The 23,214-nt window shown below is 72.3% G+C and carries 22 protein-coding genes and 1 tRNA gene; 6 read left to right on the forward strand and 17 right to left on the reverse strand.

The window, feature by feature from the left end; all coding sequences use genetic code 11:
* Window positions 1-22: 22 nt before the first annotated feature.
* The 3 genes from BLW86_RS12860 to BLW86_RS12870 form a co-directional block, all read right to left on the reverse strand.
* A complete protein-coding gene (locus tag BLW86_RS12860; RefSeq protein ID WP_093874166.1) occupies window positions 23-1,990 on the reverse strand; it encodes a tetratricopeptide repeat protein in 1,968 nt (655 codons plus the stop codon).
* Window positions 1,991-2,194: 204 nt separating this feature from the next.
* Window positions 2,195-2,268: transfer RNA gene (locus BLW86_RS12865), tRNA-Met, on the reverse strand.
* 45 nt (window positions 2,269-2,313) lie between these two features.
* Window positions 2,314-5,217: a UPF0182 family membrane protein gene (locus tag BLW86_RS12870; RefSeq protein ID WP_093874167.1), complete on the reverse strand. Its 2,904-nt coding sequence runs from the start codon at window positions 5,215-5,217 to the stop codon at window positions 2,314-2,316.
* 135 nt (window positions 5,218-5,352) lie between these two features.
* On the opposite strand from BLW86_RS12870, the gene BLW86_RS12875 reads away from it, so the two are divergent.
* Complete coding sequence (locus BLW86_RS12875; RefSeq protein ID WP_093874168.1) at window positions 5,353-5,904, forward strand: PPA1309 family protein; 552 nt, start codon at window positions 5,353-5,355, stop codon at window positions 5,902-5,904.
* 92 nt (window positions 5,905-5,996) lie between these two features.
* Here BLW86_RS12875 and BLW86_RS12880 read toward each other — a convergent pair whose 3' ends face one another.
* From BLW86_RS12880 to BLW86_RS12895, 4 genes are all read right to left on the reverse strand, one after another.
* Window positions 5,997-7,085 (reverse strand): YlbL family protein, encoded by a 1,089-nt coding sequence (locus BLW86_RS12880; RefSeq protein ID WP_093874169.1) that lies wholly within the window; start codon window positions 7,083-7,085, stop codon window positions 5,997-5,999.
* Between the two features lie 66 nt (window positions 7,086-7,151).
* Complete coding sequence (locus BLW86_RS12885) at window positions 7,152-7,397, reverse strand: hypothetical protein (RefSeq protein WP_093874170.1); 246 nt, start codon at window positions 7,395-7,397, stop codon at window positions 7,152-7,154.
* A gap of 129 nt (window positions 7,398-7,526) precedes the next feature.
* Window positions 7,527-7,988: a molybdenum cofactor biosynthesis protein MoaE gene (locus BLW86_RS12890; RefSeq protein ID WP_093874171.1), complete on the reverse strand. Its 462-nt coding sequence runs from the start codon at window positions 7,986-7,988 to the stop codon at window positions 7,527-7,529.
* Between the two features lie 92 nt (window positions 7,989-8,080).
* Window positions 8,081-9,190 carry an SDR family oxidoreductase gene (locus BLW86_RS12895; RefSeq protein WP_093878636.1) on the reverse strand — a complete coding sequence of 370 codons (1,110 nt, stop codon included), beginning with the start codon at window positions 9,188-9,190 and terminating at the stop codon, window positions 8,081-8,083.
* Window positions 9,191-9,404: 214 nt separating this feature from the next.
* Between BLW86_RS12895 and BLW86_RS12900 the strand changes: the two genes are divergently transcribed.
* Window positions 9,405-10,826, forward strand: a complete 1,422-nt coding sequence (locus BLW86_RS12900) for a zinc-dependent metalloprotease (RefSeq protein WP_093874172.1) — start codon at window positions 9,405-9,407, stop codon at window positions 10,824-10,826.
* Window positions 10,823-11,347 (forward strand): NUDIX hydrolase, encoded by a 525-nt coding sequence (locus BLW86_RS12905; protein WP_093874173.1) that lies wholly within the window; start codon window positions 10,823-10,825, stop codon window positions 11,345-11,347. The genes BLW86_RS12900 and BLW86_RS12905 overlap by 4 nt, the downstream gene beginning before the upstream one ends.
* 51 nt (window positions 11,348-11,398) lie before the next feature.
* On the opposite strand, the gene BLW86_RS12910 is transcribed toward BLW86_RS12905, so the two are convergent.
* The 4 genes from BLW86_RS12910 to BLW86_RS12925 form a co-directional block, all read right to left on the reverse strand.
* A complete protein-coding gene (locus tag BLW86_RS12910) occupies window positions 11,399-12,154 on the reverse strand; it encodes an AIM24 family protein (RefSeq protein WP_093874174.1) in 756 nt (251 codons plus the stop codon).
* Window positions 12,155-12,173: 19 nt separating this feature from the next.
* Window positions 12,174-12,854 carry an AIM24 family protein gene (locus BLW86_RS12915; protein WP_093874175.1) on the reverse strand — a complete coding sequence of 227 codons (681 nt, stop codon included), beginning with the start codon at window positions 12,852-12,854 and terminating at the stop codon, window positions 12,174-12,176.
* Window positions 12,855-12,865: 11 nt separating this feature from the next.
* Window positions 12,866-14,518, reverse strand: a complete 1,653-nt coding sequence (locus tag BLW86_RS12920) for a TerD family protein (RefSeq protein ID WP_093874176.1) — start codon at window positions 14,516-14,518, stop codon at window positions 12,866-12,868.
* A 132-nt stretch (window positions 14,519-14,650) separates the two neighbouring features.
* Window positions 14,651-15,226, reverse strand: a complete 576-nt coding sequence (locus BLW86_RS12925) for a M48 metallopeptidase family protein (protein WP_093874177.1) — start codon at window positions 15,224-15,226, stop codon at window positions 14,651-14,653.
* A gap of 244 nt (window positions 15,227-15,470) precedes the next feature.
* Here BLW86_RS12925 and BLW86_RS12930 point away from each other — a divergent pair, with 244 nt between their 5' ends.
* The gene (locus tag BLW86_RS12930) at window positions 15,471-16,682 is read left to right on the forward strand and encodes a TOMM precursor leader peptide-binding protein (RefSeq protein ID WP_093874178.1); all 1,212 of its coding nucleotides are present in this window, start codon (window positions 15,471-15,473) and stop codon (window positions 16,680-16,682) included.
* A gap of 41 nt (window positions 16,683-16,723) precedes the next feature.
* Window positions 16,724-18,106, forward strand: a complete 1,383-nt coding sequence (locus tag BLW86_RS12935; protein WP_093874179.1) for an ABC1 kinase family protein — start codon at window positions 16,724-16,726, stop codon at window positions 18,104-18,106.
* Window positions 18,107-18,193: 87 nt separating this feature from the next.
* Here the strand turns inward: BLW86_RS12935 and BLW86_RS12940 are convergent, their stop codons facing one another.
* The 6 genes from BLW86_RS12940 to BLW86_RS12965 form a co-directional block, all read right to left on the reverse strand.
* Entirely contained in the window at window positions 18,194-18,886 is a 693-nt protein-coding gene (locus BLW86_RS12940; protein WP_093874180.1) for a class I SAM-dependent methyltransferase, read from the reverse strand.
* Window positions 18,887-18,926: 40 nt separating this feature from the next.
* On the reverse strand, window positions 18,927-19,109 hold the full coding sequence (locus BLW86_RS12945) for a hypothetical protein (RefSeq protein WP_030688656.1): 183 nt from the start codon (window positions 19,107-19,109) through the stop codon (window positions 18,927-18,929).
* Window positions 19,110-19,207: 98 nt separating this feature from the next.
* The gene (locus BLW86_RS12950; RefSeq protein WP_093874181.1) at window positions 19,208-19,531 is read right to left on the reverse strand and encodes a hypothetical protein; all 324 of its coding nucleotides are present in this window, start codon (window positions 19,529-19,531) and stop codon (window positions 19,208-19,210) included.
* Window positions 19,528-19,896: a WhiB family transcriptional regulator gene (locus BLW86_RS12955; RefSeq protein WP_030688652.1), complete on the reverse strand. Its 369-nt coding sequence runs from the start codon at window positions 19,894-19,896 to the stop codon at window positions 19,528-19,530. The genes BLW86_RS12950 and BLW86_RS12955 overlap by 4 nt, the downstream gene beginning before the upstream one ends.
* Window positions 19,897-20,069: 173 nt before the next feature.
* Window positions 20,070-20,426 (reverse strand): hypothetical protein, encoded by a 357-nt coding sequence (locus tag BLW86_RS12960; RefSeq protein ID WP_093874182.1) that lies wholly within the window; start codon window positions 20,424-20,426, stop codon window positions 20,070-20,072.
* A 172-nt stretch (window positions 20,427-20,598) separates the two neighbouring features.
* Window positions 20,599-22,779: an ATP-dependent DNA helicase UvrD2 gene (locus BLW86_RS12965; protein WP_093874183.1), complete on the reverse strand. Its 2,181-nt coding sequence runs from the start codon at window positions 22,777-22,779 to the stop codon at window positions 20,599-20,601.
* 146 nt (window positions 22,780-22,925) lie between these two features.
* On the opposite strand from BLW86_RS12965, the gene BLW86_RS12970 reads away from it, so the two are divergent.
* Complete coding sequence (locus tag BLW86_RS12970) at window positions 22,926-23,168, forward strand: mycoredoxin (protein WP_093874184.1); 243 nt, start codon at window positions 22,926-22,928, stop codon at window positions 23,166-23,168.
* Window positions 23,169-23,214: the final 46 nt, after the last annotated feature.

Below are 23,214 nucleotides of genomic sequence, written 5' to 3' on the forward strand. Positions count from 1 at the left end.
CCAGCGCAAATCCGTTAACGCCTCAGGCGGTGAGCTCCTGATGCAGCGCCTCGCTCAGCCGGGCCGCCCGCTCGGCGACCTCCGCCGGGCCCAGCTCCACCGCTCGGTCGCACCAGCGACGCCCCTCGGTGAGCTCGCCCCGGCGCGCCGCGAGCAGCGCGAGCCGGAGCGCGGCGCGGCCGTGGCCGGCCCGCGCCGCCCGGGTCCACCAGAGGGCGGCCTCCCGCTCGCTGCCCTCGCGGGCGAGGAGCAGCCCGAGGTTGAAGGCGCCGTTGCGGCTGCCCGCCTCGGCGGCCTCGCGGTACCAGCGGTCGGCCTCGGCCAGGTCGCCGCGCCCGGCGGCGAGCATCCCGACCCGCACCTGGGCGCGCCGGTGGCCCTGCTGGGCGGCCCGCTCGTACCACTCCTCGCACTCGGACTTCTCCTCCCGGGGCGCGCCGAGCACGGCGGGGCCGGGGTCGGGGCGACGCGCGTCGAGCACCGAGGCGAGCCGGAAGGCGGCCTCGGCGCTGCCGCCGCCGGCCGCGCACCGCAGGTGCCGCTCGGCGGTCTGCTCGTCGCCGTCCCGCAGGGCGGCGATGCCGACCTGGAGGGCGGCCTCGGTGTGCCCGGCGGCCGCGGCCCGCTCGTACCAGACCAGCGCCGTGCGGTCGTCGCCCCGGCCGGCGTGGAGGATGCCCAGGTTGAAGGCGGCGTCCACGCTGCCGGCCTCGGCGGCCTTGGAGAACCAGGGCTCGGCGCCGTTGGCGTCGCCGGCCTGGAGGAGCAGGACGGCGAGCGCGTTGGCGGCCTCGCGGTGACCCGCGTAGGCGGCGCGCCGGTACCACTGCTCGGCCTGCGGGATGCGGTCCTGGGCGGCGCAGAGCAGCCCGAGGTTGTAGGCGCCGTTCACGTCGCCGGCGTCCATGGCGGCCCGGTACCAGCGCTCGGCGGTCTGCTGCTCGCCCCGGGCGGCGTGCAGGGCGCCCAGCGCGTTGGCGGCGTTGCCGTCGCCGTCCTGGGCGGCCCGCAGCCACCAGACGGCGGCGCTCTCCTCGTCGCCCGCGTCGCGGAGCAGGAAGCCGAGGGCGCAGGCGGCCTTCGCCTCGCCCTCCTTGGCGGAGCTGAGGTACCAGCGGCCGGCCTCCTTGAGCTCGCCGCGGTGCTCCAGGATGGCGCCCAGGTGGAGCGCGGCCCGCCGGTGGCCGCGCGCGGCGGCCTGCCGGAACCACTGCTCGGCCTCGGCTGCCTCTCCCGCGCCCTCGCCGGCCGACTGCCCGGGAACGGCGGCCGCGGTGCCGGTCGCGGCCGCGCCGGAGGGCACGACCGCCCTGGCGCCCTGGGTGCGGAGCCGGGTGCCGGTCTCGTGCGGCCCGCGGGTGGTCTCGGTGGCCCGGCGCTCCAGGGCGAGGGCGAGGCGGTAGGCGGCCTCGCGGTGGCCCTGCTCGGCGGCGGCGCGCAGCCAGCGCTCGGCGCCGACGTCGCTGCGGTGCTCCAGGAGGTCGGCGAGGGCGTACGCGCCGAGGGCGTGGCCCTGCTCGGCGGCCTGGCGGAGCCAGTACTCGGCGGCCGGCTCGTCGCCGCGCTCGCGGTGGTGACGGCCGAGGGCGTGGGCGGCGGGGGCCGAACCGGCGACGGCGGCGACCCGCCACCAGCCCGCCGCCTCGTCGGGGTATCCGCGCTGGTGCAGCAGGACGCCCAGGTTGTTGGCGGCGGCCCGGTCCCCCTCCGCGGTGGCCCCCCGCAGGTACGGCTCGGCGCCGTCGAGGTCACCGCGGCGCAGCAGCAGCGCGCCGAGCGCGCTCATCGAGGCGAGGTCACCGCGCTCGGCGGCCCGCCGGTGCCTGGCCTCGATCTCGGTCTCGTTCTCGGCGTCGGTCTCGGCGGTGGTGTCGACGACCGCATCGACGGCCCCCACTGCCTCGATGATCTCGTCTGCGGCGTTTCTGGCGTGCCGCTGCACAAACCGCCCTGTCTCCAACAGAGTTGCCCTGTCCCCCATAAATACCATCGTCGCACCACCCGCAACCCGAGCACACCTGGTATACCGCAGCCAGTGAGGTCACTCAGCGTTTTGTCGACATGCCCACAGAGAGACAAGTCAAACACGACTCACGCCAACTCGCCCCTTCCCTACCGCTCTTCGACACCCCCCTGCACGCCGACACACGACAAGGGCCCGGATCCTTATGGATCCGGGCCCTTGTCCTCTGAGTAGCGGGGACAGGATTTGAACCTGCGACCTCTGGGTTATGAGCCCAGCGAGCTACCGAGCTGCTCCACCCCGCGTCGGTGAAACCACAGTATCACGACGCGGGGGCGCAAAACCTCAGGTCAGCCGCCTGCCCCGGGCTTCTTGAGCTTCGCGCCGGCGTCCGCGGCCCGCTGGAGCGCCTGCTGAAGGTCCTCCTGGGCCTTGCCGTACGCGGTCCAGTCGCCCTTCTGCAGAGCCGCCTGGCCCGCGTCGTACGCCTTCTGGGCGTCGGCGATGGCCTGCTGGAGGGCGGCGTCGTTCGAGGCGGGCGGCTGGGTCGTGCCGGGCGGCTGCGTGGTGCCCGGCGGGGTCGTCGGCTGGGTCGGCGCCTCCACCCCGAAGACCGCGTTGAGCGCCTTGGTGAGGTTGTCCTCGAACACCGTGGTGTCCTTGGTCGTGTCGCCGTCCGGCTGGTCCGCGTCCACGTACGACACCGCGACCTTCTTCAGGAGCGGATAGAGCGCGTTGCGTCCCTGGGCGTACACCGGCTCCACGTACAGGAACCCGCCGTCCAGCGGCACGGTCAGCAGGTTGCCGTACTGGATGTCGGAGTCGGCGCCCTTCATGTCCCGGACGAAGGTGGCCACGGAGGGCAGACCGTTGAGCTTGCTCTGCACCTGGGCCGGGCCCGGCACGTCCTCGGTGACCCTCAGCAGTCTCAGCCGGCCGTACTCCTTGCTGGTGGCGTCGGCGTCGACCGCCATGAAGGCCCCCAGGTTGGGTCGCCCGTTCGGCGTGAACGTCGTCGTCAGCGAGAAGCGCTGCGCCGTGTCCCCGGGCATCTTCATGCTCAGGTAGTACGGCGGGACCGCGTTGCCGTCCTTGTTGGTGGGGTCGTCCGGCACCTGCCAGGCGTCCGAACCGCTGTAGAACTGCGCGGGGTCGGTGACGTGATAGCGGGTCAGCAGCTCGCGCTGCACCTTGAACATGTCCTGCGGGTAGCGCAGGTGGGCGAGCAGGTCGCCCTTGATCTCGGACTTCGGCTTGACGGTGTCCGGGAAGGCCTTCATCCAGGTCTTCAGGACCGGGTCCTGGGTGTCCCACTCGTAGAGCTTCACCGAGCCGTCGTAGGCGTCGACGGTGGCCTTGACCGAGTTGCGGATGTAGTTGACCTGGTTCTGCTGCGCGACGACCGTGCGCTGCTGGTTGCCGACGGTCAGCGAGTCGGCCGTGGTGTCGCCGAGCGTGGTGCGCGAGGCGTAGGGGTAGCCGTTGGTCGTGGTGTAGGCGTCGACGATCCACTGGATCCGGCCGTCGACGACCGCCGGGTAGGCGTCGCCGTCGATGGTCAGCCAGGGCGCGACGGCCTCGACGCGCTCCTTGGGCGTGCGGTTGTAGAGGATCCGCGAGCCCTCGCCGATGGCTCCCGAGTAGAGGATCTGCGGCTCGCTGAAGGCCACCGCGTACGCGGCGCGGTTGAAGGTGCTGGAGAGGCTGACGCCGCTCTTCTCCTTGTAGCTGGTGGTCTTCTCGCCGTTCTCCTCGTAGTCCAGCTCCTTCTGGGGGCCGCCCACGATCGAGTACTGGTCGGTCTTCTCGCCGTAGTAGATCCGCTGCTGGTACGTGCCCAGCGAGCCGGCCGTCGGCAGTCCGGACTCGGTGAAGACCGGGGAGCCGTTGGCGTCCGTCCGCGTGCCCGAGGCCAGGATCGCGCCGAAGCCGTGGGTGTAGGTGAAGTGGTCGTTGATCCAGTTCCGCTTCGGGATGCCCCGGATGTTCAGTTCGCGCAGGCCGACGACGGTGTCCTTGCCGTCGTAGCGGTCCACGTCCAGGGTGGTCGGGAACTGGTAGTACTTCCGCTCCTGCTCCAGCTGCTGGAACGTCGGCGACACGATGTTCGGGTCGAGCAGGCGGTAGCTGGCCGCCGTGTCGGCGTCCGCCCGCAGCTTGTCCTTGGCCTTGACCGTCGACTTCCCCGAGTAGTTCTCGGCCTTCGTCCCGTCGATCGCGTACGCCTTGCGGGTCGCGTCGATGTTCTTCTGGATGTACGGCGCTTCCTTGGCCTGCTCGTTCGGCTGGACCTGGAACTTCTGCACGATGGCCGGGTACAGACCGCCGATCAGGATCGCGGAGAGGACCATCAGACCGAAGCCGATCACCGGCAGCTGCCAGGTGCGGCGCCAGAGCGTCGCGAAGAACAGCAGCGCGCAGATGACGGCGATGCAGAACAGGATGGTCTTCGCCGGCAGGTACGCGTTGGCGTCGACGTACCGCAGGCCCGTCCAGTTGCCCGTCGCCTTGAAGTCGCTCGACTTCACCGCCAGGCCGTACCGGTCGAGCCAGTACGCCACGGCCTTGAGCGCGACGAAGAGGCCGAGCAGCACCGAGAGGTGGCCGGTGGCGGCGGCGGTGGCACGCGCGCCCGGGCTGGTGATCCGCAGCCCGCCGTACAGGTAGTGCGTGAGCGCGGCGGCGACCAGCGACAGGACGGCGGCGGCGAAGCCGAACGCGAGGAGGAAGCGGTACCAGGGCAGGTCGAAGGCGTAGAACGACACGTCGAGCCCGAACTGCGGGTCCTTCTGGCCGAACTTCACCCCGTTGACCCACATGAGCCAGGTGCGCCACTGGCCGGACGCGGAGGCGCCGGCGATCAGGGCCACCAGGGCGGTGACCGCGAGCAGCACCCACTTCTTGAAGGGGGCCAGACCCATCCGGTACCGGTCGAGGCTCTGCTGCTCCAACGACATCGCGCTGAGCGGCGGCCGCAGCCGGTACGCCAGCCAGACGTTGAAGCCGACGGCGATCCCCATCAGCAGACCGAAGACCAGGAAGAGACCGATCTTGGTCCACAGGGTGGTGGTGAACACGGACGAGTACTCGACCGAGCGGTACCAGAGCCAGTCCGTCCAGAACCCGGCGAACATCACGAACGCCATGGCCAGAACGGCCAGCACCCCGAGTGTCATGAGCAGGGTGCGGGCCCGCCGGGACGGCCGGCCGACTCTCATCCTCGGCCCGGACGGACCTTGGCCACGGTCCGGCATCTGGAAAGCCAACGTGCGCCCCTCGATGTTGATGCGTCTGAAAGCAGGCCCCGCGATCGTAGAGCCCACTGGTGCAACTTACTGAGGCTTTACCTAGTTCCCGTCTTCCGGGGAAGAGGAGGCAGGATATTGGTCATGTCCAACCTTTCCCCCTCCGGCCCGGCCATGGCCGCGAGCCCCCTCACCCGCGCGGTGCTCGAGATCGACGAGTACGCGTCGGGCCTCGGCTGGGACCAGCCCGCCCGCCTGTTCGCCCTGGTCGACACCGCACGGCTGCGCGCCCAGGAGCCCAAGCTCGCCTCCCAGCTCGGCCTGGGCGACGACGCCACCGCCTACACCCCCATCGAGCAGGACAAGCTGCCCCGCGGCAAGGCCCTCGACGAGTTCCTCGGCACGATCGCCTGGCCCGCCGCCGTGGTCGGCTGCGCCCTGACCGTGGAGCGGCTCATGCTGCCTCCGTCGGCCGAGGCCCAGGTCCCGCAGGGCCTGAACGAGAAGCAGCTCGCCAAGTGGGTCGCCGGGCACCCGGACCGCCAGGAGGTCCGGATGACCGTGGCGGTGCTGCGGAACGGCAAGCGCGAGGCGGCGATCCGGCTGCGCGAGAAGGACTCCCCGACCGAGGTGCTGACCGGCCCCGACCTGGTGCCGGGCCTCGCCGAGGCGCTGGCGGCGACCTTCGAGAGCTGAGCCGTTCCGGTACGGCTTCGAGAGCCGAGCTCCTTACGAGGAGAGGGGCGCCCGGTCGGTGACCGGGCGCCCCTCCTCGTACGCGCGCGTGCTCAGCTCTTCGAGCAGCTCGGCAGCGACTTCGTGTCGCCCTTGCGGAGCTTCTCCAGCGACTTCGTGGCGTCGTCGATGGTGTCGACCTTGATCAGGGTGAGCCCGTCGGGCGTGTCGGCGGCGGCCGCCTCGCAGTTGTCGGCCGGCGTGAGGAAGTACTCGGCGCCCGCGTTCCGCGCGCCGACCAGCTTCATCTCGATGCCGCCGATCGGGCCGACCTCGCCCTTGTCGTCGATGGTGCCGGTGCCGGCGATGAACCGGCCCTCGGTGAGGCTCTCCGGGGTGAGCTTGTCGACGATGCCGAGGGCGAACATCAGACCGGCGCTGGGGCCGCCGACGTCGGCCAGGTTGATGTCGATCGTGAACGGGAAGACGTGGTCGGTGCCGGCCTGGATGCCCACGACGGCCCGGTCGCCCTCCTCGGACGTGGTGGTCGTGACGACCACCTTCCGGGTGACGGTGGGCTCCTTGTGGGCCTTCTCGGCGGCGGCCGCCTCCTTGGCGGGGACGATCGTGAACTCGACGTCCTGGCCGGGCTTCCGCTTCGTCACCTGCTTGGCGACGTCACCCTGCTCCTTGACCGGCACGCCGTCGACGGCCTTGATGACGTCCCCGGCGTGCAGCTTGCCCTCGGCCGGGGCGCCCTTGACGACGGTCGCGACGACGACCCGGGCGACCACCGGGATGCCCAGCTCCCCGAGGGCCGCCACCTTGGCGCTCTCCTGCGACTGGGTGAACTCCTCGGCGTTCTCCTGGCTCGACTCCTCCTCGGTCTTGCCGTCCGGGTAGAGGGTGTCGTGCGGCACCACCACGTTGTCGTGGGCCAGCCATCCGTAGACGGCCTCGACGGCGTTCATCCTGTAGTCCGCGCTGGTGACGCGGACCGTCGTCATGTTGAGGTGACCGTCGGTCGGGTAGGTCTTGCGCCCGGAGATCTGAAGGACCGGTTCTCCCCTGGCCTCGCCGAGGGTGTTGACCGTGGGGCCCGGGCTCATCTCCGCGTACGGCACCGGGATCAGGACGCCCGCGATGAGCAGACAGATCAGGACCAGGGTGGAGGCGAGCATCGTCGCGGTGCGGCGTGGCATGGAACGACAGTACGGGACCCGCCTGTGGGTGCACCCGTGGGGCGGTCCGTACGAGGCGGCCCCTCGTCAGCCGGACGGCGAGGTGGTGACGGCGGAGGCCGTCGCGGCCGGTTCGCGCTCGGCACGAGCGGAATCAGTACGAGCGGAATCGGCGATCGCGGTGTGGGACCGCTCCATGGCGTCCCGGAAGCGCGCATAGCCGGCGAGTTCCGCCACGTCGCCTATGGTCTTGTTCCTCGAAGCCCAGCTTCCCCATATCGCCGCGCCGACGACTGCGAAAAGCGGAATCAGCAACCAAGCCAGCGCTGCCATCCCGACCTCCCATCCCCAGTGAGTTGATCAGCAGACTGTCTCATCTGTGAGGTCAACGCTCACCCTTGGGGGCCGGTTACGCAAATCGGGCGTTCGACTACACCCTGTCGGCGCGCCGCCTTGCCGCCCCTAGCAGGCCCCCACCCATTCTTCGGTGCCGTCCGAGAACTTCTGGTGCTTCCAGATGGGGACCTCGTGCTTGAGGTCGTCGATGAGTTTCCGGCAGGCCTCGAAGGCCTCGCCGCGGTGGGGACAGGAGACGGCGACGACGACCGCGAGGTCGCCGACGCGCAGGTCGCCGACGCGGTGGACGGCGGCCAGGGCACGGACCGGGTAGTTCGCGACGACCTTCTCGGCGACGCGGCGCAGCTCCGCCTCGGCGCTCGGATGACAGGAGTACCCCAGCGCGTCGACGTCCGCGCCGCCGTCGTGGTTGCGCACGGTGCCGACGAAGAGGGTGGTGCCGCCGGCGGCGTCGTCTCCGACGGCCTGGAAGACCTCGTCGACCGAGAGCGGGGTGTCACGGATCGCGAGCAGCTTGATCGGGTCGTCCGCGACCTGCTCGCCGGGGTGGTCGTGCGTCTGCGCCATGAGCCCATGGTGCCGCACGGCTCCGACATCCGGTCAAGGGACCTTTCGACCTGTGGACGGGACCCTCCGTAGGAGGGTCCTACAAGCCGTCGCTACAGCCCGCGCCGCTTCCGCATCTGGCGCACCAGCGCCGCCGTGCCGAGCAGCGCCACCGTCGCTCCGGCCGCTCCCGCCGCCGTCGCGTCCTTGCGGCCCAGGCGGCGGCCGGCGACCGTGTGACGGCCCTCGACCTCCTCCAGGAGCGCGGCGAGGACCTCCTCGTTCGTCCACTTGGGGCGCCAGCCGGCGTCGTGCAGGCGTCCGACGCTCACCACCCAGGGGTGCATGGTGTAGGCGAGGTCGCCCGCCGGGGACGGGGTGAGGCCGATCCGGTGGAGGCGGGCCGCCGTGCCGAGGGCCACTGCGGAGGGCAGCTCCATGCGCCGGATCCCGGAGAGCTCCTCGACCTCCTCCTGTTCGAGCCAGCCCTCGCAGCCGACCGCGAACTCCCCGTCGACCTTCTCCAGGGCCGCGTACTCCAGGGCGCTCACCAGGTCCTCGACGTGGCAGAACTGCCAGGTGGGCCGGGACCCGGCGACGACGAGCAGCCGGGGCGACTCGAAGTAGCGGGTCAGCGCCGTGTCCGTACCGCCCACGAGGACGGCCGGGCGGACGACGGTGACGTTCAGGCCGGGGTGCGCGCGGGGGGCGCGGCGGCCGAGGCGCTCGATCTCCAGCATGTCGCCGACGCCGGTGGCCTCCGCCGTCGCCCTGAGCTCGGCGTCCTCGGAGAGCGGGATGTCGTTGTCGGGCAGGGCGCCGTAGACCATGGCGGAGGTGCAGAGCACCACCCGGTGGACCCCGGCCGCGGCGGCGGCGGTGAGCACGGTCTGCGTGCCGCGCACGTTGTAGGCCGTTCGGGCGGCGGGGTCGGTCTCCAGGTCGAGGTCGACGGCGAGGTGCACGACGACGTCCGCGCCGCGCAGCTTCTCGGCGATGGCCGGATCGCGCACGTCGAGGATGTGCCACTGCGCCTCCTCGACCTCGCCGCGGCGCTCGTCGATGGCGACGACCCGCTTGATCTCCTCGGAGGCGGCGAGGCGCCTGGTGAGCAGGTCACCGACGCCGGAAGCGGCACCGGTGACCGCGACGACGGGGCCGCGCACGGCGGACCGGGTTGAGGGGTTTCGCGCTCCGCGAACCTGTGGATCTGGGGAACTCACCGGGCGTCTCCAGCGGTTGTCTTCAGTACGCACGCGCATGACGCGTACGGACCAGGTGGCGTCCATCCTGCCGCAGGGCACGGCCCGGCGGAGCACCGAGCCCATTTCCGGCCCGGATGTCTACGCTGGTGGTGTGCGGGGCCTGTCTGGACAGGCCCTGGTCGGGCAGTCGCCGTCGGCAGGAGGCCGGCGGCCCTACGAGCCGAGGAAACCTGTGAGTGACACCCCATTCGGATTCGGCCTTCCGCCGGAGGAGCCGGAGAACGGCGACGAGGGCAAGAAGAAGGACCCCGCCGGAGGTGGCCAGGGGTCCGGTGGCAACCCGTTCGGTGCGAACCCGTTCGGCTTCGGCGGGCTGCCCGGCATGGGCGGTCCCGGTGGCGCGGACAATCCGTTCGCCGCGATGTTCGGCTCCCTGAACCCCAACGATCTGGGCGCGGCCTTCCAGCAGCTCGGGCAGATGCTGAGCTACGAGGGCGGTCCCGTGAACTGGGACATGGCCAAGCAGATCGCGCGCCAGGTGGTGGCCCAGGGCACCGCCGACGGCACCAAGGACGCCAGTGTGGGCCCGGCCGAGAAGTCGGCGGTCGAGGAGGCCCTGCGCCTGGCCGACCTGTGGCTGGACCAGGTCACCTCGCTGCCCTCGGGCGCGGGCACGGCCGTGGCGTGGAGCCGCGCGGAGTGGGTCGAGGCGACGCTGCCGGCGTGGCAGAAGCTCGTGGACCCGGTCGCCGAGCGGGTCGGCTCGGCGATGGGCGACGTCCTGCCGGAGGAGATGCAGGCCATGGCCGGCCCGCTGATCGGCATGATGCGCTCCATGGGCGGCGCCATGTTCGGCCAGCAGATCGGGCAGGCCGTGGGCGCGCTCGCCGGTGAGGTCGTCGGCTCGACGGACGTCGGTCTGCCACTGGGCCCGGCCGGGCGTGCCGCGCTGCTGCCGCTGAACATCGAGGCCTTCGGCAAGGACCTGGGCGTGCCCTCGGACGAGGTGCGGCTCTACCTGGCCCTGCGCGAGGCCGCGCACCAGCGTCTCTTCGCGCACGTGCCGTGGCTGCGGGCGCACCTCTTCGGCGCGGTCGAGGGGTACGCGCGCGGGATCAAGGTCGACACCTCGAAGCTGGAGGAGGCCGTCGGGCAGCTCGACCCGACGCACCCGGAGCAGCTGCAGGAGGCGCTCCAGCAGGGCATGTTCCAGCCGGAGGACACCCCGGAGCAGAAGGCGGCCCTGGCCCGTCTCGAGACGGCGCTCGCGCTGGTCGAGGGCTGGGTGGACGCGGTGGTCCACGAGGCCGCCAAGCCTCGGCTGACCTCGGCGGACGCGCTGCGCGAGACGCTGCGCCGGCGCCGGGCCTCGGGTGGTCCCGCCGAGCAGACCTTCGCGACCCTGATCGGTCTGGAGCTGCGTCCGCGGCGGCTGCGGGACGCGGCGCGCCTGTGGGCCTCGCTCACGGACGCGCGCGGGGTCGACGGCCGGGACGGGCTGTGGGAGCACCCGGACATGCTGCCGACGGCGACGGACCTGGACGACCCCGACGGCTTCGTGCACCGTGAGCACCTCGACTTCTCCGAGCTGGACAAGATGCTCGGCGAGGCGGCCAGGGGCGAGGCACCGGAAGACGAGGACGGCAAGGAGTGACCCTGCACGACGACGCGGTCCTCGTACTGAAGGGGTACGAGGACCAGCCGGAGCTGCGCGACGTCTACCTGGACCATCTCGCCCGGCATCCGGACGGCATGTACAAGCCCTGCGAGGCCGGGCATCTGACCTCCAGCGCGCTGGTGGTCGACCCTTCGCGGGGGCGGGTCCTGCTGACCCTGCACAAGAAGCTGGGCATGTGGCTCCAGATGGGTGGCCACTGCGAGCCGGGCGACCCGACGGTGGAGGCGGCGGCGCTGCGCGAGGCGACCGAGGAGTCCGGCATCGCGGGTCTCGGCCTGCTGCCGGGCGGTCCGGTGCGGCTGGACCGGCATCCGATCCCGGCGCCCTGCCACTGGCATCTGGACGTGCAGTACGCGGCGCTCGCCCCGGCGGACGCGGTGGCGGAGATCAGTGACGAGTCGCTGGACCTGCGCTGGTTCGCGTACGACGAGGTGGCCTCGGTGGCCGACACGTCGGTGGTGGAGCTGCTGAAGGGCACGCTGGCGCGGCTGGCGTGAGCATGGCTGAGGGGCGGTCTCCGGTGGAGACCGCCCCTCAGCCGTGGGTGCTCAGTTCCAGGCGTTGTTCTGGTTCTGGGCGTGGGAGCCGTGCTGGCCGGCGCCGAACTGGGCGGCGATGCCCTGTCCGATGGCCGCGTGCTGCGGGGGCATGACCTCGCTCGGCTGGACGAGCGCGAAGCCCTGGCCGAGGAAGCTGAGCTCCCAGCCCTCGCCCGTGTCGCCACGGCGGCGGCGGACGCTGGAGTTGGTCGTCTGCGCCTGCATCTGGACGCGCAGCCCGGTGGACCAGGCGACGATCGCGTCCGCGTCGACGCTGACGTACTTCTCGGGCGTGACCTGCATCATCAGCGGCTGCCCGGAGGTCATGAGGGCGACCTTGCCGCGGCCGGAGATGTTGAGCTGGTACTTGCCGGAGCCGGAGACGCCGTACTGGCTGTCGACGGCGATGACCTCGGTGTGGAGGGTCGAGTCGAGCGCCAGGACGTAGGCGCTGTCGACGGTCAGGCCGTCCTGCTCGACCTCCACGATGTGGACGTACTGGGCGAGGTTGGCGAAGTAGACCGTGCCCTGGCCGGAGCAGCGCATCAGGTCCAGGCCCTCACCGGTGCGGGCCTGGGCCCGGCGCTGGCTGGGGGTCTGGTACTCGCCGTCGAAGTCGACGAGTCCCTGGTACGCGACCATGGCGCCCTTGCGGGCGAGGACGTCGTCCTGCCCGGTCAGGCTGACCCGCAGGAGCTGCGGGTTCTGGATGACGTACCGCTCCTGGCTCTGCTGTTCGGCGTGGTTGAAAAGCGGGCTCTGCATGGTGTGTTCTCGCTCCCCCTCAGCCCCGGGCCCGCAGGCGGTCGGTGCTGTCCTCGCTCGGCTGTACGACGACGATGCCCTGGCCCGAGAAGGCCATCTGGTATGCCTCGCCGCTGCCCCGCCCGATGAGGGAGGACGCCTTGAAGCTGCGCTTGCCCTTGACCTTGAGCCCGGGCGACCAGGCGACGAGCGCGTCGGGGTCGACGTACGTCTCGTCCTCGCCGCGGCCGCAGTCGACGACGATCGGCGTGCCGCGCGAGGTGAGCGCGACCCAGCCGGTGCCGGCGATCTCCACGTTGAAGAGGCCCTGGCCGGCGAACTTGGCGAGCCCCTTGACCCGCTCGACGCCCCACTGGAGGTGGGCGTCGAAGGCGAGCACGTTGGTGCCGTTGACCGAGATCGAGTCGTTCTGGAGGTTGATGACGACGACGTCGGCGCCGTAGTCGGCGAGGTAGAGCAGTCCGTCGCCGGAGCACTTCATGATGGGCGCGCCCTCGCCGGTGGCCCACTGCTGGGCGACCTGGCGGACGGCGGGCGGGTTGGGCTCGTAGGTGATGAAGCCCTCGTAGGCGACCATCGAGCCGGTCCGGGCGTACAGGTCCTGGCCGGAGGCCATGGCGACCTTGAGCATGGTGCGGCCGTGGTTCTCCATCCGGGCCGCGACGGGGGTCGGGGCGTAGCCCGCGAGTTGCTGGTTCATGACGGGCTCCCTCAGACCTCGTAGGGCTGGACGACGATGAAGTTGCCGGGGGCTCCCCGGAACTGGAGGTTCACGGTCTCTCCGCTGTGGCCCGGGTAGGCGTTGCGGCGGAGCCGCACCTGGCTGGAGAGGATGACCTGGGACGCGGACGACCAGGCGACGACGGCGTTGCAGTCGGCGAAGGTGGTCGGCGTGACGGGCAGGACGACGGGGACGCCGTGCGTCTTCACGACGACGGTGCCGGTGCCCTGGAACTGCATGGTGAACAGGGCGCCGCCGGGGATGCCGTGGCCCTCGATGCGGCGGACCTCGTACTGCAGGGACTCGTCGAACGCGAGGACGTTCTCGGCGGAGACGCAGATGCCGTCGCCCTGGAGCTCGATCGGGTGCAGGTGGGCGCCGTTCTCGGCGAGGAAGACCTGGCCGCGGCCGGAGCAGCGCATGAGCTGCATCTCCTGGCCGGTGGCGTTGCCGACGATCCGGCCGGCGAAGCCCGCGCCCTTGTAGCCGAAGTCGACCTTGCCCTGGTACATGACCATGGAGCCCTGCCGGGCGAGGACGGGCACGCCGCCCATGGCGAGGTCGACCCGCATGAGCTGCTGGTTCTGCGGGGTCCAGCGGGCGCCGGTGGCGGTCTCCTTGTACGGCGCGAGCGCGGCGGCGAGGCCCGCTCCGGTCGCCGGCACACCCTGCGGGACGCCGGGCTGCTGCCCGTACGCCGGCGGCTGCTGGCCGTACGGGGCGGGCGCGGCCTGCCCGTACGGGGCCTGCGGCGGCTGGCCCTGGCCGGGGTACGGGGCGGGGGGCTGGCCCGGGACCTGCCCCGGGTACTGGCCGGGAGGCTGTCCCGGGACCTGGCCGTACTGCGGCTGCTGCGGCGGCTGCCCGTACGGGGCGGGGGCCGGGGCGGGCGGCGGCACGGGCGCCGGTGCCATGGGCGCGACCATCGTGGGCGCCGTGTGGACCGGCGGCACGGGGGCGGGCGGGACGGGCGCCTGCGGGGCCGGCGCGCCGAACGCGGGCGCGGGGGCCGGGGCGGGCGCGGCGGGGCCACCGAAGGCCGGGGGCGCCGCGGCCTGCGGCGGCGGGGCGAAGCCAGGGGCCGCGCCCTGCTGCTGCGGAGCGGCGGGCTCCTCCTCGGCGACCTCGCCGCCGAAGTTCCGCAGGAGCGCCTCCAGGCCTCCGTCGAAGCCCTGGCCGACGGCGGCGAACCGCCACACGTCCTTGAGGTAGAAGTCGCCGAGCATCACCGCGCGCTCGGTGGAGAACTCGGCGCCCGTGAACGCGTAGCGCGCGACCTCCTCGCCGCCCGCCACGATCCGCAGGTGACCGGGGCCGACCTGCGACATCTGGCCGGCGCCGTCGATCGTCGCGGTGAACGACAGCTTGTGGATGTGCGCGGGGATGCGGTCGAGGGTGACGCGGAAGGACTCGGTGTCACCGGACTGCGCGCCGAGCAGCTGGATGGACTCCTCGGGCGACTTCGGCTGGTTGAAGAAGACGAAGTAGCGGTCGTCGGAGAGCCGTTCGTCCGCGTCGAGTCCGAAGCAGCTGATGTCGAAAGTCAGTCCGGGGGCGGCGATCTGCACACCGACGTACAGATCGGTTCCCGCGGTCAGATCACTGATCTTGGCCTTGTGGCCGCGTTGGAATTCCCTGGCCATGCGTAACGACCGTCCCCCATCCCGAATGGCGAATGCTCGCGCCAGGCTAACCGCTGGGCGTGACATTGAGACAGGCCAGGTCCTATTCGGTACGGAATCGGGAAACCCGCGCCCGCGCGCGTGGCGGCGCCGTCACTCCTCGCGAGCGTCCGGAAGGTGCGGCAGACGGCCGGCGGCGACCACGCCCTCCAGGTAGCCGCGCGCCCGCTCGGTGCGGGGGTACGCCTCCAGGAGCCGCCAGAACCTCGGCCCGTGCCCGGGGACGAGGAGGTGCGCCAGCTCGTGCAGGAGGACGTAGTCGACGACGTACTCGGGCATGCCCTGGAGCCGGTGGGAGAGGCGGATGCTGCCCTCGGAGGGGGTGCAGGAGCCCCAGCGGGTGTTCTGGTTGGTCACCCAGCGGACGGAGCCGGGGCGGGCCCGGCCGTCGAAGTACTGCTCCGAGAGGCGCAGCGCGCGCTCGGTGAGCTCACGGTCGCCGAGGACGCTGCGGCTCTCCTGGGCGGCGAGCTTGTCCAGCATGACGCCCACCCAGCGGCGCTCCTCCGCCTCCGACATGCGGGCCGGGATGAGCACGATGGTCCGGTCGCCCTCGCGGTAGGCCGAGACGGATTTCCTCCGCCGTGGGCTTCTGCGGACCTCGACCGCGCTCGTCCCCGCCCCGCGGGGCGGTTCACTGGTCACGCTGCGCTGTGGGTCGGCGGGCACGGCCCCGACGTTACCCGCTGCCGGCGGGGGAAGTCCCGCCTCGGGAGTGGTTTCGGGAACGATCCGACCCCACCGCACACCATTTGAATGACTAATCCCCCGACCTGTGGACAACTTTCGGCGCCCGTCACGGCGGCGGGGCATTCTCACTTCGGGGCGACGGAATGTCGCTGTCGATCATGAATGCGGTCGCGGTCGAGGACGGACGCCGAGGCCGGACATGGGGACGAACGGGGGCGGGGAAATGCATCCGATGGTGAAACCGGCGCTGCGGCGGGCGTGGCGGAGTCTGCAGTGCGTGCAGTTCGGCGTCGCCCCGGCGCACGCGGTGGTGCTCGGCCCGGTCGACCCGGCGACGGGGGCGGTGCTCGGGCTGCTCGACGGCACCCGGGGGACCGCGCTGCTGCGGGCCGAGGCACGGGCGCTCGGCCTGCCGGACGGCCGTCTGGAGGCGCTCCTGGGCCGGCTGGAGTCGGCCGGGCTCCTCACGGACGCCGCGACCGGGCGGCCCGGGAAGGCGGGTCCGGCCGCCGGCGCGGTGGACGTGGCCCTCGATCCCCTCCGCGCGGACCTGGCCTCCCTCTCCGTGGTGCATCCCGAGCCGGAGCGGGCGGCGCGGACCCTGGCGGCCCGGCGGGCCCTGCGCGTCCAGGTCCGGGGCGCGGGCCGGGTGGGGGCGACGGTGGCGTCCCTGCTCGCCGCCGCCGGCGTCGGCTCGGTCGAGGTACTCGACGCGGGCCGGGTCGAGCCCTGGGAGACGGCCCCGGGCGGGCTCCCCACCGAGTCCGTCGGCGAGCGCCGCGCGACGGCGGCCCGCCGGCTGGTCGCCCGCTGGGCACGGGAAGCGGGGCGCGGGACAAGGGCGGGAGGAGCCGGGCCGGAGGGACCGGGCGGGCCCGGTGGGTCACGGTGCCGGGGCGGACGTGGCGGGTCGGGTGACGCCACGGGGGAGCCCGGGCTGTCACTCGTCGTGGTGACGCCGCGGGACGGGCTCGGCGCGTACGTCCCCGATCCGCTCCCCGCCGAGCCGTGGATCTCCACCGGCACCCCCCACTTGTACGCGGGCGTCCTGGAGGCGACGGGGACGGTCGGCCCACTGGTGCTGCCCGGCGGCACGGCCTGCGCGCGGTGCCTCCAGGAGGAGCTGACGGACCGGGACCCGGTGACGCCCCGGCTGCTCGCCCAGTGGCGCTCCGGCGCCCCGCATCCGCTGCCCGCCTGCGACCTGGGTCTGGCCACGGCGGTCGCCGGGCTGGCCGCCGCGCACGCGCTGGCCTTCCTGGACGGGGACCTCCCGGCGAGCACCGGCACCCGCTGGGAGGCGTCGCTGCCGCTGCTGGAGTGGCGGGCGGAGCGGCTGAGACCTCACCCGGCCTGCCCCTGCGGGGCGGCGCGCGGAGGAGAAGGGGAGCTCGCCTCGGCAGCCGGGGAAGCGCACGACACAATGGCGGGGTAACGGCCCTGCGCGGCACGGCAGTCTGGGTTTTGGAGGGGCGCATGTCTGATCTTCCCCGGAAGGCGGTCACCCGGACCGTCAAGTTGGCCGCGTTGCCGCTGGGCTTCGCGGGCCGGGCCACCTGGGGTCTGGGCAAGCGGATCGGCGGCAGATCCGCGGAGCTGGTCGCCCGCGAGCTCCAGCAGCGCACGGCGGAGCAGCTGTTCAAGGTCCTGGGCGAGCTGAAGGGCGGGGCCATGAAGTTCGGGCAGGCGCTGTCCGTCTTCGAGTCGGCCCTGCCGGAGGAGGTCGCCGGGCCGTACCGGGCGGCGCTGACGAAGCTTCAGGACGCGGCGCCGCCGATGCCGACGCGCACGGTGCACACGGTCCTGGAGGAGCGGCTCGGGGCCGAGTGGCGGGAGTTGTTCCTCGAGTTCGAGGACAAGCCCGCGGCGGCGGCCTCGATCGGGCAGGTGCACCGGGCCGTGTGGCACGACGGCCGCGAGGTCGCGGTGAAGGTGCAGTACCCGGGCGCCGGGGAGGCACTGCTCTCGGACCTGACGCAGTTGAGCCGCTTCGCCCGGCTGCTCGGTCCGCTGATCCCGGGCATGGACATCAAGCCGCTGATCGCCGAGATGCGGGACCGGGTCTCGGAGGAGCTGGACTACGCCCTGGAGGCGGAGGCGCAGCGGATCCACGCGGAGGAGTTCGCGGACGATCCCGACGTGGTGGTCCCCGCCGTGGTGCACCAGTCGGAGCAGATCCTCGTGACCGAGTGGATGGACGGGGTGCCGCTCGCGGAGGTGATCGCGGACGGCACGGAGGCGCAGCGGGACCGGGCGGGTCAGCTCCTCGCCCGCTTCCTCTTCTCCGGCCCCGCGCGCACGGGCCTGCTGCACGCCGATCCGCACCCGGGGAACTTCCGGCTGCTGCCCGGGGGCGAGGACGAGGGGCCGGAGGGCTGGCGGCTCGGCGTCCTCGACTTCGGCACGGTGGACCGGCTGCCGGGCGGGCTGCCGGAGACGATCGGCACCTGTCTGCGGATGACGGTCGCGGGCGAGGCCGAGACCGTCTACGAGCTGCTGTGCGCGGAGGGCTTCGTCAAGGAGTCCGTCGCGCTCGACCCGGACGCGGTCCTGGAGTACCTGCTGCCGATCATCGAGCCGGCCGAGGCGGAGGCCTTCGCCTTCACCCGTGGCTGGATGCGCACCCAGGCGGCCCGGATCGCCGACCCCCGCTCCCCCGCCCACCAGTTGGGCAAGCAGTTGAACCTGCCGCCTGCGTATCTGCTGATACACCGTGTGACGTTGAGCACCATCGGGGTGCTCTGCCAGCTGAACGCGACGGTACGGCTGCGGGACGAGCTCGTCGAGTGGCTGCCGGGCTTCGAGGACCCGGAGGCCGTCCGGGGCCTGTCCGGCGGATCAGGGCCGGGCGCCCCTTAGGGCCTGTCCGGCGGATCAGGGCCGGGCGCCCCTTAGGGCCTGTCCGGCGGATCAAGGCCGGGCGCCCCTTAGGGCCTGTCCGGCGGATCAGGGTCGGACACTCCCTAGGGGTCGGCTCGGGGCGGGCTTGCGCCACACGAGGGTGTAGCGCCAGTAGAGGCGGCGGCGGATCCGGGCGCCGGGGAGGATCCGCCGGGCGACGAGGGCGATCTCGGCGAGGGTCTCCTCGGCCTCGCGGGTCGCGGCGGTCATGGCCACGGGCCGGGGTGCCGGGCGGCCCCGGTTCCTGAGCCAACCGGTGGCCGCGTTCAGGGGGATCGCGAGGAGGCCGAGGAGGTGGTCGCCGACGGTGTCGGGACGGGAGAGCCCGAGGACGACCAGGGTGCCGCCGGGGGCCAGCCGGTCCCTGAACCGCTGAAGGGCCGGGGCGAGTGGCAGGTGGTGGAGGGTCGCCACGCAGGTGAGGGCGGTGTGGGCGCCGTCGTCCCCGGTGTCGGCGAGGGCGTCCTCGACGTCGAAGGTCACGGGGGCGGCCGGGGCGGCGAGTTCGCGGGCGCGGGCGACGATCGCCGGGTCGGCGTCGACGGCGCGGACGGCCGTGGCACGGCCGGCGAGGAGCCGGGCGAGGTCACCGCTGCCGCAGCCGACGTCCAGGGCACGGTCGATGCGGCGCGGAAGCTGCCTCAGGATCCACCGGTGGTAGTGGGCGTTGTGGTCCCACGGGTGGGCGGCGTTGAACCGTTCGAGTGCGCGCAGAAGGCGATCTGTGAGGGCTGCCATCGGGGAAGTCCACCACAGGCGGTGCGGGCGGAGGGGCGGCTCACCACCAGGAGGAGTCGAGGCGGCCCTCGATGGAGCGGATGTTGGCGCGGGCGCACTCCTCGCAGAAGTACTCGCGGCGGCCGTTCTCGACGGAGCAGGTCCAGGTCACCGGGAGGGGGTCGGCGGTCCTGCCGCAGCGGGCGCAGGAGACGGGCTCCTGGGGGACGCGGGCTTCGTTCATCCTGGTGACGATAGCCCGGCGCGGGGTCGTGGTGCGGACAACGCACCGCGGGGGCCGGTCCGTTCGGACCGGCCCCCGCGAGGGCATCACGGAGATGCTCAGTGCATGACGGCCATGGCGAGCGCGCGGCGGGCGCGCAGCGAGACGCGCTCGGCGCGCCGCTGCATGCGCCGGGCGGCGACCAGGCGCACGGCCTGGCGTTCCGCGTCGGCCTCACGCTGTCGCTCGTGCATATGGGCACGAGCCAGGGCTTCGGGGGCGAGTTGCATTTCACGGGTCCTGTTCTGACGCGCGGTGTACGCGGCGGCGGGGGAGAAGACTGGGGTCGCGGAGCCCAGGGGCTCGCTGGTGGAAGAGGTCATCGGGGCCTGCTTCTGGGGATCGTGCGTGAGGGGGCGGTCGATGGTTCCGGTGGCGCTCATGCCGCGACCGGGTTCTTGCGCGGGCGGCCACGGGGCCGCTTGCGGGCGACGACCACGCCCTGGACGAAGAGCTCGCCACCCCAGACGCCCCAGGGCTCGCGGCGCTCCTTGGCGCCGGCGAGGCAGGCGGCCATCAGCGGGCAGGTCCGGCAGAGGGACTTCGCGTACTCGACGTCGGCCGGGGACTCCGCGAAGAAGACCTCGGGGTCGTAGGCGCGACAGGGTACGGGGACGCCGAGGTTCTCGATGGCGTCGTCGAGCGCGGTGAGCGCGGTGAGGGGGGTCAAAGCGGGGTCCTCCGTGGAGCCGGGCAGGGGGATCGATTCGGAATGCGGTACGGACGGGGCGTGCGCTTCGAGTTGCACGGTGGTCTTTCCTCGTCTGGTCGTTCCGGCCTGTTGACCGGGGTTTCGGCTGGTACCGGGCGGTGTCTTTCCCGAGGCCCCTTCGCGTCGTCGTCCCCGTTCGAGGACAAACAGAAGGGCCGCGGATCCCGGGTGGGGTTCCGCGGCCCTGAAGGCGCCGGTCTGATCATGGATCAGACTGGATCACTCCAGGGTTCGAGCCCACGGAAGGCCCACATCATGTGGTGGTGCGTCGTCGTCTGCTGCTGGGTTCCGGCACCGGTCGCCGCAAAGCCATAGGTCGTGGCCTTGCCTGCTACTCCTGCTTCCAGTGCCTTGGTCGGTCGCTCATTGCGCGGAGCCACGGCGGCCGCACCGAGACCGGAGAGACCGGTGACGGGCAGGCCGGCGACGGGCAGACCGGTGCCGATGAGGGCCGAGGCGGAGAGGCCGAGCGAGCAGGCGGAGACGACCGAGCGATCGGTCATTTTGGCCGTGCCGATGAAGCCGGCGGTGCTGACGGTGCTGGTCTGGATGGTGTAGCTGATCACTGGAATCGCCTCCTCTCGGCGTCTCGGAGGGCTCGGGTGCGAGCCGGACCCTCATGTTTATTTGGACAAGTACAGCACGAAGACAGGGCTTCGAAGAAGCCGCCGTTTCCGTGGTTAAGAACCTATGGGGCTTGACGGGGCGGGCGCAAACTATTTTTCCGACGAGTTTTCATCAGACCTCGTCCTCGTCCGTCCCGCCCTCCTCACCTGCGCAGATGGCCAGGACCTCGGCTCCGAAGCGGTCGAGCTTGCGGACGCCGACGCCGGAGATCGAGGCGAGCTCTCCGTCGGTGGCGGGGACCCGCTCGGCGATCGCCATGAGCGTCTTGTCGGTGAACACACAATAGGCCGGCTGGCCGAGCTGCCTGGCCTGTTCCGACCGCCAGTCCCGCAGCCGCTCGTACAGCCCCTCGTCCATGTCCGAGGGGCAGTCCTCGCAGCGCATCAGCTTCATCGCGCCGGCCTCGGTGAGGGTGGCGCTGCAGACCCGGCACAGGACGGGGCCGCGCGGCCCCCGCCGACGGAGGCCGCTCCCCCGCTCGACGGAGCCGGAGGCGCCGCCGGAGCCGACGGTGCCGAGAGGGCCGGAGCCGGGGCGCAGGCCCTTGAGGAAGCGGCTGGGGCGCCGGTTGGCCCGGCCGCCCGGGGAGCGGGAGAGCGCCCAGGAGAGCGTGAGGTGGACCCGGGCCCGGGTGACGCCCACGTACAGCAGGCGCCGCTCCTCCTCGACCTGCTCGTCGGTCTTGGCGTAGGTGATCGGCAGCATGCCCTCGGTGAGGCCGACCAGGAAGACGGCGTCCCATTCGAGGCCCTTGGCGGCGTGCAGCGAGGCGAGGGTGACGCCCTGGACGGTCGGGGCGTGCTGGGCGGCGGCCCGCTCGTCGAGCTCGGCGACCAGGTCGGAGAGGGTGGCCCCGGGCTTGGCGCGGGCGAAGTCCTCGGCGAGCCGGACGAGGGCGGCGAGGGACTCCCAGCGGTCGCGGACCGCGCCGGAGCCGGCGGGCGGCTCGGTGGTCCAGCCCTTGGTGGAGAGGACGGCCCTGACCTGGGCGGGGAGGTCCTCGACGTCGTCGAGGAGCGGGTCGTTGCCCCCGGCACGGGCGGCGCCGCGCAGGGCGATGCCCGCCTCCCGCACCTCCTGGCGCTCGAAGAAGCGCTCGGCGCCGCGGAGCTGGTAGGGCACCCCGGCGTCGGCGAGGGCCTGCTCGTACACCTCGGACTGGGCGTTGATCCGGTAGAGGACGGCGATCTCGCCGGCCGGGACGCCGGCGGCGATGAGGTCGCGGACGCGGCGGGCGGTGCCCTCGGCCTCGGCGGGCTCGTCGGCGTACTCCGCGTAGACCGGCTCGGGGCCCGGGTCGCGCTGGGAGATCAGCTCCAGGCGGTGCTCGGCGGCCCGGCCGCGGGCCTGGCCGAGCAGCCCGTTCGCCAGGTGGACGACCTGCGGGGTGGAGCGGTAGTCGCGGACCAGCTTGACGACGGTGGCGCCCGGGTGCCGGGTGCGGAAGTTCAACAGGTGGTCGGGGGTGGCGCCGGTGAAGGAGTAGATCGTCTGGCCGGCGTCGCCGACGACGCAGAGGTTGTCGCGGTCGCCGAGCCACAGGTCGAGCAGCCGCTGCTGGAGCGGGGAGACGTCCTGGTACTCGTCCACCACGAAGTGCTGGTACTGGTGGCGGATCTGGTCGGCGATGTCGTGCCGGTCCTGGAGGATGCCGACGGTGAGCAGCAGCACGTCCTCGAAATCGATCACCGAGCGGTCGCGCTTCAGCTGCTCGTACATGGCATAGATCTGGCCGATCTCGGCCGGGTCGCGGGGGGCGTCCCTGACGGACTTGGCGACGGCGGCCGGGTAGTCGGCGGGGACGGTCTGGGTGACCTTGGCCCACTCGATCTCGCCGGTCACGTCCCTGAGCTCGTTCCGGTCGAGCCGGATCCGGCAGCGGGCCGCGGCCTCGGCGACCAGCTGGACCTTGCGCTCCAGGAGGCGGGGCAGCTCGCCACCGACTGCTTTCGGCCAGAAGAACTGGAGCTGTCGGAGGGCCGCGGAGTGGAACGTGCGGGCCTGGACGCCGCCCGCGCCGAGCTGTCGGAGCCGGCCGCGCATCTCGCCCGCGGCACGGTTGGTGAACGTGACGGCCAGCACACTGGCGGGCTGCAGGATGCCGGCCCGCACCCCGTACGCGATGCGGTGGGTGAGGGCCCGCGTCTTGCCCGTGCCGGCTCCCGCGAGGACGCACACCGGTCCGCTCAGGGCAAGGGCGACCTCGCGCTGCTCGGGGTCGAGCCCGTCGAGCACCGCGTCGGCCGTCTCCGGGACCTGTGGGAAGAGAGTGGAGTGCGTTGCTGCTGTCACCCCGCCATGCTGCCAGGTCGGCGAGACCGGTGCGGCAGCCCGTCCACAGGCGCGAGACGCCGGTCATACGAATTCCGGGAATGACGCCGGGAGGGCGTACGTTCTCCCTCTCGGCACCCGTCCGCGAACAAGAGGAGCGCCTGGCCATGCAGGGCACTGTGACGATGTACAGCACCACGTGGTGCGGCTACTGCCGTCGGCTGAAGAGCCAGATGGACCGCGAGGGCATCGCGTACACGGAGATCAACATCGAGCAGGACCCCGACTCGGCGGCGTTCGTCGAGAAGGCCAACGGCGGCAACCAGACGGTGCCGACCGTCCTCTTCCCGGACGGTTCCACCCTGACGAACCCGAGCCTCGCGCAGGTCAAGCAGAAGATCAGCGTCTGAGCGTCGGACCACACGAGAGCCCCCGGCCGGTCGGCCGGGGGCTTCT

It is taken from the genome of Streptomyces sp. TLI_105 (genome assembly GCF_900105415.1).
Lineage (GTDB): Bacteria > Actinomycetota > Actinomycetes > Streptomycetales > Streptomycetaceae > Streptomyces.